Origin of the sequence: Tardiphaga sp. 813_E8_N1_3 (assembly GCF_051811025.1) — a bacterium.
Classification (GTDB): Bacteria; Pseudomonadota; Alphaproteobacteria; order Rhizobiales; family Xanthobacteraceae; genus Tardiphaga.
In genome coordinates this window covers 1723960-1742759 of sequence record NZ_JBPWQE010000001.1, presented here as the reverse complement: position 1 = coordinate 1742759, position 18800 = coordinate 1723960, and the positions used below count along the sequence as shown (strand labels likewise).

Below are 18800 nucleotides of genomic sequence, written 5' to 3'. Positions count from 1 at the left end.
ATTCAAAGCTACTGCTAGATCGCCTGCGCATGTTTCTCAAACGCGAAGGCGACACAACGTGACGACGGACAACCATTGCAATCTCGACAGCAACGCACGCAGCATCTTCAGGGTGCGCCGCGCGTATTGGTTGATCGGCGCGACGTTCCTGCTGAGCGATCTCTCCACCAACGTGTCGGTTGCCCACGCACAATCGAGCACGGCGCTGCCGCCGGTCACCGTCGAATCGCCGACACAGGCGCGCCGGCCCGCACGTGCTGCGAGCGCCACGCCGAGCCGCGCCCGCACTGTCGCCGCACGCCGCAATGCCACGCCGCCGCCCGCTCCGCCGACGCCGACCGAGCGCGCGATCGCCGCAGCGGCTGCAAAATACGAACAGATCCTCGGTTATCGCGCGATGCCGAATGCGACGACGCTGCGCGGCGCAACCTCGCCGCTCAACACGTCGCAGGTCGTCAACGTCGTGCCACAGCAGGTGATCAGCGACCAGCGTCCGCGTAATCTCGATGACGCGCTGATCAACATCTCCGGCATCACCCAGACCAACACGCTGGCCGGCACCCAGGACGCCGTCATCCGCCGCGGCTTCGGCGACAACCGCGACGGTTCGATCATGCGCAACGGCATGCCGATCGTGCAGGGTCGCTCGTTCAACCCTGCTGTCGAAAGTATCGAAGTGCTGAAGGGACCGGCGTCGCTGCTCTACGGCATCATGGATCCCGGTGGTATCGTCAACACGATCAGCAAGCGGCCGGAATTGTATCAGCATGGCGAAGTGACGCTGGAAGGCGCGACCTACGGCTCGCGCAGCGGGGCCAATGCGACCATCGATATCACCGGACCGCTCGGCAAGGACGGCCTCGCCTATCGCTTCGTCGGTTATGGAATCAACGAAGACTACTGGCGCAACTTCGGCACCCGCAAGGAGACACTCTACGCGCCGTCGCTGGCCTGGTATGGCGACACGACCACCGTTCAGATCAACTACGAACATCGCGACTTTTATTCGCCGTTCGATCGCGGCACAGCATTCAACAGTGTGACCAAAGCGCCGTTTGCCATTCCGGCGACGCGCCGCATCGACGAACCATATAACAGCATGTGGGGCGCGTCAGATCTCATCCAGGCGTCCGTAGATCAGAGAATCAACGAGGATTGGAAAGTCTATGCCGGCTACAGCTACAACGTAGAAACCTATAATGCCGCGCAGTTGCGCAATACGGTGGTCAACCCGACCACTGGTATCGCGACACGCAGCAATGACGGCACCTACGGCGCGTTGACGTCCTCCAGCTTCGGCACAGCTTATATCCAAGGCGGATTCTGGATCGGCGGCATGCGCAACGAAGTGCTGTTCGGCGGCGACGCGCAGTATCGCGTGATCTACCGCAAGGATCTGGTCAGGCAGGGGGCCGCGAATTTTGACATCTTCAACCCGGTCTACGGCCGGCAGTTGCCCGGCACGACTGTTGTCGCCACCGACAGCGACCAGACCGACAAGCTCAGCACGCAGTCTTTGTTCTTCCAGGACACGCTGCACCTGACCAATCGGGTCGCCGTGGTCGGCGGCGTGCGTTATATGACGTTCGACCAGTTGGCGGGGCGCGGGCGCAATCCGTTCATCGCCAATACGGATCTGTCCGGCAACAAGGCACTGCCGCTCGGCGGTGTGATCCTGAAGGTCACCGACGAAGTCTCGCTCTATGCCAGCTACACGGAATCGCTAAAGCCGAATTCGACCATCGCTCCCAACGGCGCGGTATTCGACTCGCAGACGAAGCCCGAGGAAGGCGTGTCGTGGGAGACCGGCATCAAGTTCGATATCAACAAGCGCTTGTCGGGCACGGTCGCGCTCTACGACATCGACAAAAAGAATGTGATGCTGTCGCAGTACAATACGGTCACCACGACCAACGAGGCACGCACTGCGGCTGCAGCGCGCTCACGCGGTGTCGAAGTCGACGTTACCGGCAAGCTGACTGACAGCTGGAGCATGATCGCTAGCTATGCCTATACCGACGCGCTGCTGACGCAGGACTCGCAGTACACCGGAAATCACCTACAGAATGTCGCCCTCAACACCGGGTCGCTGTATCTCGTCTATGATTTCGGCACGATGCTGCCGGGTCGCCTGCGCGTCGGCGCCGGTGCGCATTATGTCGGCGATCGCCCCGGCGACGCTGCAAACAGCTTCGTGCTGCCGTCTTACACGGTGGCCGACGCCTTTGCGACCTACGAGACGAAGTACCAGACTCTGCCTGTGATCTATCAATTCAACATCAAGAACATCTTCGACAAGGTCTACTATCCATCGGCAGTGAGCCTTCCCAACGTTGCCCTTGGCGATGCACGGCGCTTCTCGCTGGCAGCGACGGTGAAGTTCTGATCATGACCAAACCACGTCGCGCCGCCGCACTCCTGATTGCGCTGGCCGCGACCTGGCTACCCTTCGGCGTGGCCACAAGCCACGCCGAAGAGATCAATCTCTATTCGACGCGCGAGCCGCAGCTGATCGCGCCGGTCATCGCATCCTTCACGGCGACGACAGGGATCACGGTCAAGCTCACTTACATCGAGGACAATCTCGTCACACGCATGAAGGTGGAGGGAGACGCCTCCTCCGCCGACGTGCTGATGACCATCGGTCTCGACAAGACCTCGCAATTCGCCGCGAATGATCTGTCGCAACCGACCAGTTCTCCCCTGCTCGACAGGGCGATCCGGCCGCAACTGCGCGGTGCGCAATGGATCGGCCTGTCAGTGCGGCCGCGCGTGGTGGTCGTGCGCAATGACTCCGCGCTGGATGCGATCCGCTACGAGGATCTCGCCGATCCCCGCTTTCGCGGCCAGCTCTGCATTCGCTCGCCATTGCATCAGAACAATGTCGCGCTGATATCAGCCTATCTCGTGCATCACGGTGCGGACGCCACCGAGGCCTGGCTGCGCGGCATCAAGGCCAATCTGGCGCATGCGCCGGAAGGAAAGGATAACGACGTCATTCGCCAGCTTGCGGAGGGCCGCTGCAGCATCGGCATCGCCAATACCGTGGCGCTGGCGCAGCTGCGTGACGGCCGTGAAGGCGCGGAATGGATGGCCTGGGCGAATAGCGTGAAGACGGTGCCGACGACATTCGCGGGCGGCGGAGCGCATGTGAATCTCACCGGTGCAGCGCTGGCGAAACATGCGCCGCATCGCGCGGCCGCGCTAAAGTTTCTGGAATTCCTGGTGACGCCGGCCGCGCAGAAACTCTATGCCGCGGCTGAGCTGGAATATCCGGTCACGGCAGATGCCGAGAGCGCGCCGCTGGTCGCCGCGATCGGTGTGTTTCCGAGCGATACGCTTGATATCGATGCGATCGCTGCCAGCCAGAAGGCGGCGATTGCGTTGATCAGGAAAGTTGGCTTCGAGAAGTAAGGCAGAAGCGCGCCGTGATCTTACCCTCCCCCTTGCGGGGGAAATTATATACTTGACAAGTACGGTCCCTTCGCTATCTTAGGTGGCAAGGGGAACGAATATGTCCATTTTGTCCGCACCGCACTTTCACAACGAAGCCGCAGCCATCGCGCGGCTTGAAGAGATCGTGTGGCCGAATGGCGTTCATTGCCCGCGCTGCGGCGGCTTTGATCGCATCACGGACGTCAAGGGTGGCCGCATGGGCCTGCGCCGCTGTGGTCCCTGCAAGCGCGAATTCACCGTCACTGTCGGCACCGTGTTTGAGCGCAGCCACGTTAAGCTGCACATTTGGTTTCAGGCTGCGCACCTAATGGCTTCCAGCAAGAAGGGCATTAGCGCCCATCAACTGCATCGCACGCTGCAAGTGACCTACAAGACGGCTTGGTTCATGGAGCATCGTCTGCGCGAAGCTATGCGTGAAGGCCACTTCGTTATGGGCGGCGAAGGCAAGACCGTTGAAATCGACGAAACTTACGTTGGCGGCAAGGAAAAGAACAAGCACCGCAACAAGCGCGTAAAAGGCGCTAACGGCGGCATCGGCAAGGAAGCCGTGTTCTCCCTAGTCGAGCGCGGCGGAAGCGTCCGCAGTCATCATGTTGCTTCCGTGAGCGTAAAGAACCTTGGCCCGATCTTGAACGAACAGCTTCATGCCGCTACGGACGTCATGAGCGACGGCGGCGGTGCCCGCGTCGGCAGCATGTTTGCCAGCCATCAGACGGTCAACCACGGCATTGGCGAATACGTGCGCGGTAACGTGCACACGAACACGATTGAGGGCTATTTCTCTGTGCTGAAGCGCGGGATCATGGGCACCTATCACCACGTCAGCCCGCAGCATCTGAAGCGCTACTTGGCGGAATTTGATTTCAGGTACAACGAAAGAATGGCGCTGGGCGTGTCTGATGAGGCTCGCACTACGAAGGCGCTTAGTGGTATTGTCGGCAAGCGGTTGACATACAGGGACTCATCGGGCGGCGCATAAGGCGAACTCTCATGGCAAGCCCGGACCTTCTTGAAATTGGTATCTACTCTATCCCGGACGTCTCTGAGTTGGTCGGAGCGCCGCAGGCGTCTGTTCGTGTGTGGGTCGAGGGCCATACCGGGAAACAGGATCCCGTCATTATCAACCAACTCGGTCGGGTTGGCGATAAAACTGCTGTTAGCTTCGCTAACTTGATGGAGTTGCGGTTCATTGCGCGCTTCGTCAAAGCGGGCGTAAAGCTTCGTGAAATTCGGCGCATCATGACTGAGGCGAGAGAGACGCTTAGTCACCCTCATCCATTTGCGACTAAGACAGTGTTCAAGACGGACGGCAGCAAGATTGTCTCTGAGATAGCTCTGAGAAATGGGCTCATGCTTGTCTACGATCTCAGAACAAAAAACTACGAGATTCCATCTGTGGTGATGAAGTCTCTTCGCGAAGATGTCGTTTTTGATCCACAAGGCGAAGTTATCGAGTGGCGACCTAGACCAAGAATTGCACCAAATGTAATTGTTCACCCACGTATCGAGTTTGGCCATCCTGTGCTGAAGCGCAGTAACATTCCTACCGACACGATTGCGAAAGCGGTCAAGGTCGAGGGAAATGCTCAGTTCGTTGCCGACATTTACGAAATTCCGATTCGGCACGTTCGAGAGGCGGTCAAGTTCGAGGAGAGTTTAGCGATAGCAGCTTGAAGGTCGTATTTGACCAGAACGTTCCTATAGGTTTGGTGAGGGTCTTACAGAACTTCGCCAGCGAGAACCAATTCAAGAAGATATCGGGAAACTTCTCAATCAAAGCGGCGGCTGACTATACGCCAAAACCTGGAGATGACGATTATCGGCCGAAAGACGACGTTCCTTGGCTGAAGCGCTTTGCGGATGATGGCGGCAAGGTTGTGATATCCGGCGACGTTAGAATGAAAAGCCGCCCGCATGAGCGTCTTGCTTTAATTGAGCATGGTTTTTTGGTCATATTTTTTGAGGCGCAATGGTCAGATTGGAAATTCTGGCGGAAGTGCGCGCTACTTATCCACTGGTGGCCCGTAATAACCGCCAAAATTAAAAGAGCAAAGAAGGCATCATTCTATCATGTGCCATGCACTTGGGTGGAGGGTGGCGAGTTGCGTTGGGTTTCAAATAAAGACCCGAAACTGCTAAAAGTTGAGCAACGTGCGCGTGACGCTCGACGTCGGAAGAGGAAGGCGAAGTCCGTACAACCAAAAGCCGGTGACGGGCCGTTATTCGAATATAAGGAGAAGGGTAGTGATAAATAAACCGCGCCCTGATGACCCAGATCAGTCCAAAGCCTTCATCGAAAAGGCCCGCGAGCTTGAAGCTGATGGCGACACATCAGCTGCTGACAAGCTGATGGAGCGGATGGCCAAGATGAAGCCGGAGCCCAAGATCAAAAAAGGAAAAAGTTCGTGAAGGCTGCAAGCCTCGCGGCCTTGCTGGCGTTGTGGTGGATAAGCGCTGCCACTGCGGCATCTCCGTTACTGGAGAGCTGCCTTTCTCCGGGGAATAGGGACTCGTGTAAGGCTTACCTCACACAAATAATGCGAGGCGTGCGGTTTGGAACGGTAACTGCGCAGCAGTTCAACCAACCTATGTGTCTCGATAGAGATCGTATGACGGCTGACCAGTTCAATCTGGTGATGCAGCGCCTACAGGGTGACAATCCCAATCTGCCAGAGACAAACTTAGACGTGATCTTCGGTGTTTTGGTCACGAAGGCTCGGTGTGAACCTTAATCCGTACTTTTCAAGTATATAACTCCCCCCGCAAGGGGGAGGGTAAGAAAGATCACCGCCAGCCCATGCCCGGCGCCACGTGCTTCAGGATCGCCTCGATCACATGGGCGTTGTAGTCGACGCCCAACTGGTTCGGCACCGTCAGCAGCAGCGTATCGGCCTCGGCGATCGCCTCGTCGCCCTTCAACTGCTTGATCAGTGCATCCGGCTCCGCTGCAAAGCTGCGGCCGAAGATGGCGCGCTCGGTGCCGTGCAGGTAGCCGACCTTGTCCTCGCCCTCGTTGCCCCGGCCGAAATAGGCGCGGTCGCGGTCGTCCACCAGCGCGAAGATGCTGCGGCTCACTGACACGCGCGGGTCACGCGTGTGCCCTGCTGCCTTCCAGGCGTCACGATAGAGCCGGATCTGCTCGGCCTGCTGCACATGAAACGGCTTGCCACTTTCGTCGATCTTCAGCGTCGATGACTGCAGGTTCATGCCCTGCTTGGCCGCCCATTCCGCCGTCGCATTGGTGGAGGCACCCCACCAGATGCGCTCGCGCAATCCTTCGCTATGCGGCTCGAGCCGCAGCAGACCCGGCGGATTCGGAAACATCGGATTGGGATTGGGCTGCGCAAAGCCCTTTCCTTGCAGCACGTCGAGAAACACCTCGGTATGCCGCCGCGCCATGTCGGCATCGGTCTGGCCCTCAGGGGGCGCGTAGCCGAAATAGCGATAGCCGTCGATCACCTGCTCCGGCGAGCCGCGGGAAATGCCGAGCTGCAGCCGTCCGCCCGCGATGAGATCCGCGGAGCCCGCGTCCTCCGCCATATAGAGCGGGTTCTCGTAGCGCATGTCGATCACGGCCGTGCCGATCTCGATCTTCTTGGTGCGCGCGCCGACCGCGGCGAGCAGCGGAAACGGTGCGGCGAGCTGGCGCGCGAAATGATGCACACGGAAATAGGCGCCGTCGGCGCCGAGCTCCTCGGCGGCGACCGCGAGATCGATGGATTGCAGCAGCGCGTCGCCCGCCGAGCGCGTCTGTGACGAGGCGGACGGGGTCCAGTGACCGAAAGAGAGAAAGCCGATGTTCTTCATGGGACGGATACTCAGGGTGGAATTGCTGCCTCCCTATCTAGACCAGATTGGCAGCAAGAAAAGGGAAACGATGGAAACGTATCGTTTCCAATGAGGCGATGTTCGTGGACTGCCAGATCCGCGTCCACGTCCGCCTGCCCCCGGCGCGACATCGCACCGCCCCTCGCCCACACTCCTTAAGCGTGCATCCTGTCATAAATCTTCTATAGGTTGACCAAAGCACGGCGTTGGGCGAGCATCGGCGCAACATCGAAAAACGGGGGGACAGGGGCCATGCGCGTCACGACGTCTGCCGGAGCTTTCGAAGCGAGCGCGATCGCGGGCACCCGCGCAATCATGATCGCCCTCAATTGCGACGAGGCCGCGTGCAAGGGGCTGCTGGGATTTGCGTTCCGCCGCGCCAGGGGCGCCGGCAAGCCGGAATTCCTGCGATCCTTGAAAGTCTTCGAAGCCGTCGAGCCAGAGCCCGACACCGAGCACGGAGAGTATTTCACTGACAAATTTCCGATCCAGAGTTTTCTCTGGAGCGACTACACCGCGGAGCCCGGCACGACCTATCACTTCGAGGTCATCCCCGTATTTGGCGACCCGACCGCGCCCGAACTGCGCGACGCCGAGAAGCTCGCCTTCACCGTCACGACGGAGAAGGAGGACGATGGTCAACACGGCATCTGGTTCAACCGCGGCGCCATCGCCAGCCAGGCCTATGCGCGCAAGTTCAAGAACCACAAGCCGACCGACGCGGAGATGGACAATCCGAAGGACAAGCACACGGTCTGGCTCTCGCGCGGCCTGCTGGAGGCCTGCCTGGACTATATCGACACGACGAAGAAGAGCGAGGCGCTGCGCGCCTGCATCTACGAATTCACCTACGCCCCCATCATCGAGGCGTTGAAAGCCAAGATCGATGACGGCTTCGACGTCCGGCTGATCGTGCATGACGACAAGAAAGGCAAGAACCGCAAGGCGATGAAGGCCGCCGGCCTCGACGTCAAGGCGAAGCACAACGGCGAGCCCGTCGTGATCTGGCGCACGCGGCCGCCGATCCCGCACAACAAGTTCATCATCAAGCTCGACGGCGACGCGCCGCAAGAAGTTTGGACCGGCTCGACCAACATCACGCCGTCCGGCTTCCTCGGCCAGTCGAATGTCGGCCACCTCGTCCATGACAGCGACGTCGCCGAACAATATCTGAAATACTGGACGATCCTGAGCGACAACCCGACCGGCAAGCCGGCGAAGGAAGGCGTCGCGGAGATTTCGCCCTACCCGCCCGCCCTGGTGAAGCCGGGATCGCAGACCTGCATCTTCTCGCCGCGCCAGACGGCGTCGATGCTGAACTGGTATGCCGACCGGATGAGCGACGCCACCTCGTCGATCATGTTCACGGCCGCGTTCAACGTCGCTGCCGATTTCATCGAGCCGCTGGCGCGCGACCGCGACTTTCTGCGCTTCGTGCTCAAGGAGAAGCCGCCCACTGCCGACGAGCGCAAGGCGCTCAAGGGCGACCGTGATCTGCAGATCTCGTTCGGCGCCGTGCTGGGCGCCGAGTTCAAGGTGGTCGACGGCAAGCTGGTCGCCAAGCGCAAGGTGAAAGAGTTTCCGCTGGACCGCTGGTTTCTCAAGGAAGAGCTCACCCGCGACGAAGGCAATATCTTCTTCATCCACACGAAATATCTGCTGATCGATCCCCTGAGCGACGATCCCCTCATCTGCACCGGTTCGGCGAATTTCTCGGAGGGATCGCTGACCACCAATGACGAGAACATGATCCTGATCCGCGGCTCGACCCGCGTGGCAGACATCTACATGACCGAGTTCGACCGCCTGTTCCGGCATTTCTATTTCCGCGATGTCGCCAATGACGTGGCCAGCAAACGCAAGAAAGGCGAGAAGCCGGAAAAGGTGTTCCTCGATCCGGACGACCGATGGACGCAGAGCTATTTCAAGCCCGACGGATTCAAGTCGCGGCGCCGCAAGATGTTCTTCACGATCCCGGCCTCCAACTGGACCGTCAATGCCGCAACCCATAGCGATGACGAACCGGTGCGGCCGCCAAAGAAGAAGGCAGCGAAGGCTGTAGCGAAGAAAGCGAAGACGAAGACAGCCAAGAAGAAAACAACCAAGAAGACGGCAAAGGCCGCGTCAGCCAAAAAGGCAAAAGCCAAGACGGCCAAATCCAAGACCGTCAAATCCAAGAAGGTCGCGAAGGCGAAGGTCAAAAAAGCGAAGACCAAGACGACGAAGGCGAAGAAAGCCAAGACCAAGACGTCAAAGGCCAAGAAATCAAAAGCCAAGTTGAAACGCTGAGCGCGACAATACGCCGGAGCCCCGCTCCCGGCGCTAGCTCAGCACGCCCGTGCCGTCGCGCGGCGCGCCGCCGCGGGTCGTGGCCGCCTTGATGCCCCAGTCGGCCATGAATTTCGGCCGCGGCTTGTCCTGCAGGATGAGCGCGCCGCCGACCACCGCACGCGTCGGGATCGCGTCGCGGTCGATGGCGCCTTCGAGGGTCATGGCGAGGTCGCGCGCGAAGACGCGGTTGCCGATGTGCCAGGAATGGGTGAAGTCACCGAAGAACGTGCTCTTGTTCGGATCGAGCGTGGCGAAATAGTCCCCGCAATTGACATTGGTGGCCTTGGCATGCGCATCCGCCGGCAGGCCGACGCGGCCCGCGCGCGGCGCCACGCCGAGCCGCTTGGCATTGGAGGCCGCCAGCACGCTGTCATAGGGGTTTGAATAGTTGGTCAGGCGCAGGATGCGCTTGAACATCGGCCCCGACCAGGAGTCATTCGCCGACAGGCTCGACGACGCCACGTCGCCGGCGATGAAGGCGACCTGGCTGACACGCCAGTTGCTCTTGAACAGCGCGCCGTCCTTCTCCGCCTGCACGAAGGCTTCCATGGCCACATAGGCGCCGGTGGAATGGCCGAGCAGGTGGACATTGGTGACGCAGTCCTTCTCCTGCCCCTGCGCCAGCACGGTGATGCAATCGCTGACCAGCTTCACCGCCACTTCGGCGCCCTTGGAGCGATCCTGCCAATAGGCCAGCGTCTCGTTGTCGCTCGGCCAGTCGAAGCCGATGACGAGGCCCTTCCAGCCCTCGGCCTTGAGATCCTTCGCCAACTGCCGCTGGCGCTTCATGATGATGTCGAGATCGTTGTTGTAGCCGTGGATGAAGACGAGGATGTCGCCAGCCACGCTGATCGAATTCTGGTTGGGATCGCCGTCAGCAATGTCGCGGACCTCCTTCACCCATTTGGCGAGATCGGTCTTGCTGGACGTCGCCATCGCCGGCGTCGGGATCGCCACATTGGTCGGCACCCGCAGATAGCGGATGGTGCCGACATTCTCGTTGAAGGCAGCGCCCGAAATGCCGCGCGCGGTGATCAGATAATCGACACCTGCCATGAAATCCCCCTGCCGTTCCCGCCGGGTTTCCTCCGCATCGCGCCGCCCCCTCTTTGTGAGCCAGGCACGATCGACGTGTGCCAGCCTATCGCGCAATCACAGGTGCAGCCAAGTGACGGGATGCGCGCCTCTCACAATATCGACGACGGACGGCGACGCATCGGACGCCGCACGCCCGGCTTGCGCAATCCCGGTTTTAGGTATATATTCTTTTACATGTCATACCCTCTCTATAATTCCATCATCCGCCTCCGGGTCACGCCCGATGAGCCCGAGGCGCCGGACACGATCCCCGGCGCGCCGCGGGTGCGCGGCTCAAAGCGGCCGCATGCGGATGCCAAATGCGCGCAGGTGCGCCGCCTGATCGAGACGACGGTGCTGACCTATGGCGAGATCGCGAAGCAGACCGGCGTCGGCCGCGCCTCGATCTGCCGCTGGACGCGCGACGGCGGCTGGCAGCGCCCGCTGTTTGCGCCGCGCGCCACCGACACGGTGCCTTCCGCCCGCGCCTCGCAGAAACTCAAGCTGCGCAAACTCGCCGAGCGGCTCCACGCGCTGGCGGAGCGCGCCGTGCGCGCGCTGGAAGCGCAGCCCGATGTCGACATCGACCGCCTGATGCAGGCGCTGCAAGTGGTGAAGATGGCGCGGCTGGAGGCGATGGGCCGCCGGCGCCCGCGCCGCCCTATCGACATGCCCGCGCGCACCGGCCGCGAGATGATGGAGCGCGACGCTGCGATCCGCACCGCGCTGAAGGAGATGCGCCGCGGCGGCGTCGATGTGACACAGATTCCGGACGACGCGATGGCGCTGCTGGAAGCGGCGCATACGCCGCCGGAGCGGGATCATCCGGCGCTCCGGCCAAGGGGGAGCAGGCGGAGGTGATGGCCCTCACACCTCCACCGGCAGATAAAAATCGATCACTTCTTTCGCGACACCGACGCCGGCCATGATGGGGTGTCTTGATCGGTCGTGCTGTGGACGGGGTCCATTCATCGTCGTTTCATTGAAAAGCGCGTCAGTTGCTGCCAAGACGCTTCCTCGTTTACAATCGCTTGGAAAGCGCTGAGGGAAGAATGGCAAAGAAGGCGATCGAAATCGGCGGCCTCCTTTTCGGCAAGAAAGGAGATGCGGTCGATCACTACCGTGCGATTCTATACCGCCACGCGGTCGGCGTACCTATTCCAGAACCAGACGCGACACAACTTCATTGGCTGATCGAGCGCCATCCTGAATCAAGCTCAAAAATCGGAGTAGGCGTAGCGCATTTCGCCGTAAGAGACGCGGTTTACGGCACTCGGTGCTTCGAAATAGTGAGATTGAACGGGCAGAATACAGACTTCTCACTCAAATCCTGCATTGACGGAGAACCTTCGAGTCGCCTCTCAGAGACACTCAAGGCGATGCGAGCGGAAGTAGCGGAAGACATACGACAGAAGAAATGGGAGATATTTAGAACAAGCACACTCCCGGACGGGAAGGTGCCTTGCGCAGTTTCTGGGCGACATATTTCTCTTGAAGAAGCCTTCGCTGATCACACCCCACCGCATTCATTCAAATCGATTGCATTATGTTTCATTGAATCTTCTCAGATGGAACTAAGCGAAGAACTTATCACGGCATCACAGGATAATCAGTATCAACCAGCCTTCCGCGATCGCGCCCTAGCCGGTCGCTGGCGCAATTTTTACAATCAGACCGCAATTATTCGGGTCGTTTCGCGCGAAAAATAGAACGCCATCGCGCTACCTTCGGTCATATAAACCGTTAGCTCCGCGAGCGCCGCACTGCCGGAAACAGAATACTTCGCACCTCTTCGACGATCTCCCGTTCAAACGAAGAAATCTGCGAATTATCGAGAGATATTGTCTTCAACTTCTGCAAAACTTCATCAAGCGAAGCTGATGGCATTAGATACCGCTCCAATGCCTTCACCGTCTGGATCGGTATTCCATACTCATCAAGCGCAAATAGCGCAGACGGCATAAACAAATTCTCTGCCTGCTCCGCAAACAATGCGTAATTGCCAGGACGCATGCCAAGTTTCGGCAGCACGTCATTCTGTATCGCATTAATAACCATCAGATCGCGTGGAAACCGCTGACAGATTATATTGCGCACGATCCTTAGTGCACCCTCCACCGCCTGACTTGGCGTAACATTAGGATGCCTTGTTGCGACGCGCCCCTTAACGTACGCGGTCAGGTTTTGGCCTATCCGAAGCTCGTTCAAATGCAACGCCAACTGACTCCCCGAGTGAATATCATTCTCCCGAAGGGCATGTGTACTTAAGTAGGTGAAGATTAATTCGCAAACGACAGCCAACTGCTCGCCGCTAGGAACTCGCGACCAACTCAGTAATGGACCCAGCTCGCGGACTCGCCCCCGTATTTCTGCAGCCAAATTCTCTTGAGTATCCCATGGGACATATCGATTGGCCCGCAGCGTCGCAGGAGAAAGAGTACTTCCTTCAAAAAGAGAACTAACGCGTTCCTTCGAGACTTCCTCCAGATCTTCATCAGGAAGACTCAGCAGTAAGCTCATGGGAGTTTTTCCGCTCTGCGACCCTATCGGCATCTCCACGCTGAACGACTGATCAACGGGCAGCTCTTCCAGAACGAAAACCTTGCCGACGAAGTATTGATTCATACGCCCAGCACGCCCCTCGATGTTCTTGTAGGTAAAGTGCTCCAAGACATCTCGGCTCTTACGTCGGTCATACACAATCACGTTCTTTGCAACTGTATTCACGCCCTCGATAATCGTCGACGTGCAGACAAGAAACTTTATTTTTCGGGTGTTGAACAGACGAATAAAATACTGCTGTAGCGCGCGAGGTACGCCCCCATGATGAATGCCAACACCCCGCCGCAAAGCGTTACACACGATCCAATCGGGGTCATACTTCTCTGCAATCCAGCTTGCCGCCCCCTCTACATCCTCAACGAAAGGCAAATTCAGTCGATCAACCAATGCCTTTGCAACGATACTCGCGCTTGCCGGCGACTGACAGTATACAATGGTGGGCTCGTTGATCTTCTCGCAAAGAGCAATCAAGCCATCCTCGCGTTCCGTTCCTCTAGTTGGAAGATTCAAGGCCACAACATCCACCGCCACGGTCGAGAATTCTGACGGAATAAAATGATGCTCATATGCATCGAGACCCATCACCGCCTGAATGTTCGGCCCAAGCAAGTAAAATTGAGCTCCTGTTTTTGCGAGTTTGTGAAACGCGAGGTTTAAGTCAACCGCTCGATCCGGCTCTCTCTCGGAGGAGAGATCCATTTTGTAGAATTCATCGATCACAAAAAATTCTACATCCTCGAGATCGCTTCTATGATTGACCCGCTCTTGAGTGAGCACATAAACGTTAATCCTACCCGCCTTAGCCTCTTGGCTCGGATGCGTTATGACCGCACAACGCTCTCCAAATCGTTGCAGAATCCGTCGACGCGTCTCATCGATCAACGCTAAGGTTGGAACAACAATTGCGATTTTCTTATACTTCTCTGATGCAATCACCTCGTCGACGACTAGGCTCTTTCCTGAGCTAGTTGATGCGCTCAGAACAACGTTCGAACCAAGCATAAGCTGATGGTATATTCTCGCCTGCAAGCTGTGAAAAACGATGCTAGTATCGGCGCTATCAGGGCGGTGCAACTCAAATGCAATCTGATCGGACAAATCGGCCGTCGAAATCGTGTCTGCTAGGTAAGGAAACAAGCCAACATTCCTAACTAGCGCCATCAATACTGTTCGCTCTGATTCCTTGAACTGGTCAGAAATAGCGAGCGCTCGGATAACTAGGTCTCGGCCCTGATTATGCGTCGCTGCGTTGTTCACATGGCGACTTATCTCCCTCAAAAGCGACAAGGTTTCGGCGCGATTGATTGGCCGAGACAACACTTCTTTGATCTCTGCATAGTCCATCAGATCACCTGAAGCAGTTTTTCAAATTGAGCTGTCAAATTCTCGACGGACTCTATTGGAACGAGAAATATATGCACATTCACCAGCCCTAACGTTCTTGGAAGGGACGGCTTTAACGCCTCGTAGGCATCTGTGACTTCGACAACTAGTTTTTCTTGGTAATCCTTAGCGTATCCGGCGGCCAAGACTGCACTGTCATAACCCACCAAAACAGGAATACAGATATTTGCAATCAAGTCGTCCACTGGCGCATTCCGCGAGAAAGCTGCCTCTAACGTTGTCGGGAGCAAATGCTGCGGCTCGCGGAGTGTTAGGATGATCTCACGCTCTTCTTTCAGGAAATCTGCATCCAGCACATATTCAAGGTCGGCGACTACATTTTGCACTACTTCTGAGTAAGAGCGTGCAGTGGCAATTCTAGCATGCCCGAGCCAAAGCTGATCTCCGTCATCGGAATGCACAATGTGCGCACTTCCAAAGCTTCGCAGCCCCGAGGAAGTCTCGTAGAAAAGCTTGCATGCGATGGGCTCACTCCCAACTGACTGTCTGACGATTGCATGAAGTAGCGTCTCCGCAAGCAGCTGATGCGAAGCAAGACTTCGCCGCTGCTTAATCGAGCGCACCGCTTCTCGCATTTTGCGTCGAAGATTCAGCGGTCGAATCGAGACCAGATCGCTTGCTTTCAAAGCGACTTCGGGGAGCCAATCCACGAGGTGGTCCGCCAATTGGCTGGATCGCCATAGGCCTCTCTCGTAGCGGGCATCATAGCTGGAAAGTGCCCGATGAACATCGACCTCTGTGATGTGATAGAGATCAGTAAAGAATGCGTCTCCTCGATGGCGATAAGGTTTCGACGTCCGCTGTATTGCCGCGTCGGTCTCGCCCAAGTGCCGCTTCCAACGTTCAATTATCTGGTCGCGCGAAATCACCTTCTTTTCAGCCTCAGTAATCTTTGAAGCCGACGCTGCTTCATCAACCAAGCGCAAAAAATCGTCGTAGATTTTCTCGACATGCGAGTGGGTGGGGTTCGCGCCGAACGCTTCTGCAGTTCGCGCGAGCGTCTGCTGATTTTTAGCTTTCAGAAACTCGATGTCGCCTGTGACCTGCCATACCGCAGCCTTAGCCCAGTACGCTAAATCAATTCCACCGGATGATTTTGTTGACCATTTCTTCGCGAGTTTAGAGCCGAGCTCCTGAACGCCTTGATGTCGAAGCCGGTTGTCCCGCTCCAGCTTCAGGCAAGCAATCGCTTTTGTAGTATCGCGACGAGAAACGATACGGAAAAGGGCACCTACTCCGACATTGTCGCAAAGCAAAGATTTTTCAACAAGCGACGTAGGGGACTTAGTTATGGTGCGCTTCAGGATTTCGGTTTGAGACCACTTCTTGTCATCTTCCGTGGTCTTCACCTGGATGTATTCTGGAAATTCATCAACTCCGGTGTTCCACCACAGCAGAATATCATCCGCAGTTTCGCACTCGATGCTCGCTATTCTCTTGTCGGCTATCATTGCCAGAACAAAGAAAACAGCGACATGATCCTGGTATTTGAAACCGCGCCGAGCGCTTACGCCGCCAGCATCGGTGACTGAAATATTATTGGTATCCAATGACTTATCAATAATACTCATCAACGCTATCCAATAGCCTCATCTTCTGAAGAGTCACCCTACTGAGAAACGACTTAAGGCTGTATTTCCCTATCATCGCGCGCAAACGCTTCTTAGTCGTTGAACAAGCATTTTGGTTGAGTATGGAGGAAATCAATTCACCCGCTTAACCCATTGATAAAAATCAATTTTCGCTTTTCAAGTAATGAGCAAAGCTGTGGGCAAAGCAGTAAAAAGAGTAGGCACAAAATAAAAGGCCGGGACAAGCCCGGCCTTCGTGATCGACTAAGGGGCCTATTCGTTCCTCACCCCTCCTTGAACCCATATTCCGGCACATTGCCCGACGCGCCGTAATACTTGTACGGCAGGAACTTGCCGGACATCGTGATCTGGACGCGGTCGCCCTTGGGGTTACTGATGCGCTGCATCACCATGTCGAAATCGATCGCCGACATGATGCCGTCGCCGAATTCCTCCTCGATCAGCGCCTTCCAGGCCGGGCCGTTCACCATCACCATCTCGTAGAAGCGATAGATCAGCGGATCCTGCGGCGGCATCTGCACGTTTTCGGCGCGCATCGGGATCTCGTTGAGCATCGCCGTCTCGCTCTTCGAGAGGCCGAACAGCTCGCCGGCATTGGCCGCCTGCGGCTTGGTCAGCTTCATGTTGCCGAGAATGGCGCCGACGATCAGCACTTCGCTGTAGCCGCCGATCTGCTCGCAGATATATTTCCAGGTCCATTCCTTCTCGCGCTTGATGTCGAGCAGCTTTTCGGTGAGGTCGGATCGCAGCATGATGGTTCTCCTTCGGGGGTCTTGCAGTTGGTTAGCGCACGGCGCTGTGGAGAGACGGCATCGTTGGCGCCTCGGTGAAAGCGGGCCGCACCACGGGGACGTTGCGCGGGTCGTGGTTCGGCGTGGTGGCAGTGAACGTCTTGCTGCGCGTCACCAGGAAATCGATGATGTGGTTGCGCAGCGCGTAATAATGCGGGTGCTTGTGCAGATCGATGCGCGAGCGATCCCGCGGCAGCGGGTTCTCGACGATCTCCGCCAGCACGGCGCCGGGGCCGTTGGTCATGAGGAAGATCTTGTCGGCGAGATACATCGCCTCGTCGACGTCATGGGTGATCATGAAAGTGGTCTGGCCGGTCTCCAGCGTGACGCGGCGCACCTCATCCTGCAGCGTGCCGCGGGTGAGTGCATCCAGCGCCGAAAAAGGCTCGTCCATCAGCATGATTTTTGGCGTGATCGACAGCGCGCGCGCGATGCCGACGCGCTGTTTCATGCCGCCGGACAGTTCCGACGGCCGCTTGTGCTCGGAGCCCGTGAGGCCGACCTTGTCGATATAGGTCTGCGCATGGGCGCGGACTTTCGCCTTGTCCCACTTGCGCCATTTCGACGACACCGCATAGGCGATGTTGCCCATGACCGTCAGCCACGGCAGCAGCGCATGGCTCTGGAAGATCACCGCACGGTCGAGACTGGTGCCAGAGATCGCCTGGCCGTCGACGATCACGGTGCCCTCGGAGGGCTCGTCGAGCCCGGCGAGGATGTTCAGCACCGTGGTCTTGCCGCAGCCGGAATGGCCGATGATGCAGCCGAATTCGCCCGGCGGCATCGACAGCCAGAGATCCTCGAAGATCGTGGTGCTGCCGCCCGCCGCCTGCGGATAGCGCTTGGCGATGCCTTCGATAGAGATGAATTTGTTCGCCATCGCATTCACTCCGGGAACGTGACCATGCGGGTGAAGCGCGCCAATATCTGGTCCAGCAACATGCCCACGACCCCGATCAGCAAGATCGCGATAATCACATTTGTGATCGACAAATTATTCCATTCGTTCCAGACGAAGTAACCAATCCCCGTTCCGCCAACCAACATCTCGGCGGCGACGATGACCAGCCACGCGATGCCGATGGAAATGCGCATGCCGGTGAGGATCGTCGGCGCGGCCGCAGGAAGAATGACCGTGAAGGCGCGGCGGAAGGTGCCGACTTCCAGCGTGCGCGCGACATTGATCCACTCCTTGCGCACGGCGGCGACACCGAACGCGGTGTTGAGCAGCATCGGCCACACCGAGCAGATGAAGATCACGAAGATCGCCGACAGCGAGGAGTCCTTGATGGTGTAGAGCGCGAGCGGCATCCAAGCGAGCGGCGAGATCGGCTTCAGCACCTGGATGAACGGATCGAGCGCCTTGTTCATCAGCGGCGACATGCCGATCAGGAAGCCGAGCGGGATCGCGACGATGACAGCGATGAGATAGCCGAGCCCGACGCGGCCGATCGAATAGGCCAGCTGGATGCCGAGGCCCTTGTCGTTCGGCCCGTTGTCGTAGAACGGCCGCTTCAGGTGCTCCCACAATTTGGCGCCAACATCGAGCGGCCCGGGCATCGCGGATTTGCCGGATGTGGCGGTGAGGCCCATCAGTTTCGCGTATTCGGGCGACATGGTGCCGACACTCGCCGTCTGCCGCGTGGCGAGGTGCCACACGCCGATGAAAGCGAGGAAGATCACGATGGAGACGACGGCAGCGCGGAAGCGAAGGGATTTGATCATTGTGGTCCTTTCCTTCTCCCCGCTTGCGGGGAGA

At 58.0% G+C, this 18800-nt stretch carries 17 protein-coding genes; 9 read left to right on the top strand and 8 right to left on the bottom strand.

All coding sequences use genetic code 11. The features are described from left to right. Window positions 1–58 precede the first annotated feature (58 nt). From AB8A33_RS08045 to AB8A33_RS08020, 6 genes are all read left to right on the top strand, one after another. Window positions 59–2386, top strand: a complete 2328-nt coding sequence (locus AB8A33_RS08045; RefSeq protein ID WP_439092276.1) for a TonB-dependent siderophore receptor — start codon at window positions 59–61, stop codon at window positions 2384–2386. A 2-nt stretch (window positions 2387–2388) separates the two neighbouring features. Beyond that, window positions 2389–3414, top strand: coding sequence for an extracellular solute-binding protein (locus AB8A33_RS08040; protein ID WP_439092275.1), 1026 nt, complete (start codon window positions 2389–2391; stop codon window positions 3412–3414). Window positions 3415–3514: 100 nt separating this feature from the next. Next, a complete protein-coding gene (locus tag AB8A33_RS08035) occupies window positions 3515–4435 on the top strand; it encodes an IS1595 family transposase (RefSeq protein WP_439092274.1) in 921 nt (306 codons plus the stop codon). 11 nt (window positions 4436–4446) lie between these two features. Next, window positions 4447–5130 (top strand): hypothetical protein, encoded by a 684-nt coding sequence (locus AB8A33_RS08030; RefSeq protein ID WP_439092273.1) that lies wholly within the window; start codon window positions 4447–4449, stop codon window positions 5128–5130. Continuing rightward, window positions 5127–5711 carry a hypothetical protein gene (locus tag AB8A33_RS08025; RefSeq protein WP_439092272.1) on the top strand — a complete coding sequence of 195 codons (585 nt, stop codon included), beginning with the start codon at window positions 5127–5129 and terminating at the stop codon, window positions 5709–5711. Before AB8A33_RS08030 ends, AB8A33_RS08025 begins: the two co-directional genes overlap by 4 nt. Next, the gene (locus AB8A33_RS08020) at window positions 5701–5865 is read left to right on the top strand and encodes a hypothetical protein (protein ID WP_439092271.1); all 165 of its coding nucleotides are present in this window, start codon (window positions 5701–5703) and stop codon (window positions 5863–5865) included. The genes AB8A33_RS08025 and AB8A33_RS08020 overlap by 11 nt, the downstream gene beginning before the upstream one ends. A gap of 375 nt (window positions 5866–6240) precedes the next feature. On the opposite strand, the gene AB8A33_RS08015 is transcribed toward AB8A33_RS08020, so the two are convergent. Then, window positions 6241–7263 carry an LLM class flavin-dependent oxidoreductase gene (locus tag AB8A33_RS08015; protein WP_093756492.1) on the bottom strand — a complete coding sequence of 341 codons (1023 nt, stop codon included), beginning with the start codon at window positions 7261–7263 and terminating at the stop codon, window positions 6241–6243. A 273-nt stretch (window positions 7264–7536) separates the two neighbouring features. On the opposite strand from AB8A33_RS08015, the gene AB8A33_RS08010 reads away from it, so the two are divergent. After that, entirely contained in the window at window positions 7537–9573 is a 2037-nt protein-coding gene (locus AB8A33_RS08010) for a phospholipase D-like domain-containing protein (protein WP_439092270.1), read from the top strand. Between the two features lie 33 nt (window positions 9574–9606). On the opposite strand, the gene AB8A33_RS08005 is transcribed toward AB8A33_RS08010, so the two are convergent. Beyond that, window positions 9607–10671, bottom strand: coding sequence for an alpha/beta fold hydrolase (locus tag AB8A33_RS08005; RefSeq protein ID WP_439092269.1), 1065 nt, complete (start codon window positions 10669–10671; stop codon window positions 9607–9609). Between the two features lie 216 nt (window positions 10672–10887). On the opposite strand from AB8A33_RS08005, the gene AB8A33_RS08000 reads away from it, so the two are divergent. Further along, the gene (locus tag AB8A33_RS08000) at window positions 10888–11553 is read left to right on the top strand and encodes a hypothetical protein (RefSeq protein WP_439092268.1); all 666 of its coding nucleotides are present in this window, start codon (window positions 10888–10890) and stop codon (window positions 11551–11553) included. 6 nt (window positions 11554–11559) lie between these two features. On the opposite strand, the gene AB8A33_RS07995 is transcribed toward AB8A33_RS08000, so the two are convergent. Continuing rightward, a complete protein-coding gene (locus AB8A33_RS07995) occupies window positions 11560–11700 on the bottom strand; it encodes a hypothetical protein (protein WP_439092267.1) in 141 nt (46 codons plus the stop codon). A gap of 44 nt (window positions 11701–11744) precedes the next feature. Between AB8A33_RS07995 and AB8A33_RS07990 the strand changes: the two genes are divergently transcribed. Next, window positions 11745–12401 carry a DCL family protein gene (locus AB8A33_RS07990; protein WP_439092266.1) on the top strand — a complete coding sequence of 219 codons (657 nt, stop codon included), beginning with the start codon at window positions 11745–11747 and terminating at the stop codon, window positions 12399–12401. A 34-nt stretch (window positions 12402–12435) separates the two neighbouring features. Here AB8A33_RS07990 and AB8A33_RS07985 read toward each other — a convergent pair whose 3' ends face one another. The 5 genes from AB8A33_RS07985 to ntrB form a co-directional block, all read right to left on the bottom strand. Then, window positions 12436–14598, bottom strand: coding sequence for a DEAD/DEAH box helicase (locus tag AB8A33_RS07985; RefSeq protein WP_439092265.1), 2163 nt, complete (start codon window positions 14596–14598; stop codon window positions 12436–12438). Continuing rightward, on the bottom strand, window positions 14598–16229 hold the full coding sequence (locus AB8A33_RS07980; RefSeq protein ID WP_439092264.1) for a Hachiman antiphage defense system protein HamA: 1632 nt from the start codon (window positions 16227–16229) through the stop codon (window positions 14598–14600). Before AB8A33_RS07980 ends, AB8A33_RS07985 begins: the two co-directional genes overlap by 1 nt. Before the next feature lie 284 nt (window positions 16230–16513). After that, a complete protein-coding gene (gene cynS, locus AB8A33_RS07975; RefSeq protein WP_439092263.1) occupies window positions 16514–17002 on the bottom strand; it encodes a cyanase in 489 nt (162 codons plus the stop codon). A 31-nt stretch (window positions 17003–17033) separates the two neighbouring features. After that, complete coding sequence (locus AB8A33_RS07970; RefSeq protein ID WP_439092262.1) at window positions 17034–17921, bottom strand: ABC transporter ATP-binding protein; 888 nt, start codon at window positions 17919–17921, stop codon at window positions 17034–17036. Between the two features lie 5 nt (window positions 17922–17926). After that, window positions 17927–18766 carry a nitrate ABC transporter permease gene (gene ntrB / locus AB8A33_RS07965; protein WP_439092261.1) on the bottom strand — a complete coding sequence of 280 codons (840 nt, stop codon included), beginning with the start codon at window positions 18764–18766 and terminating at the stop codon, window positions 17927–17929. Window positions 18767–18800: the final 34 nt, after the last annotated feature.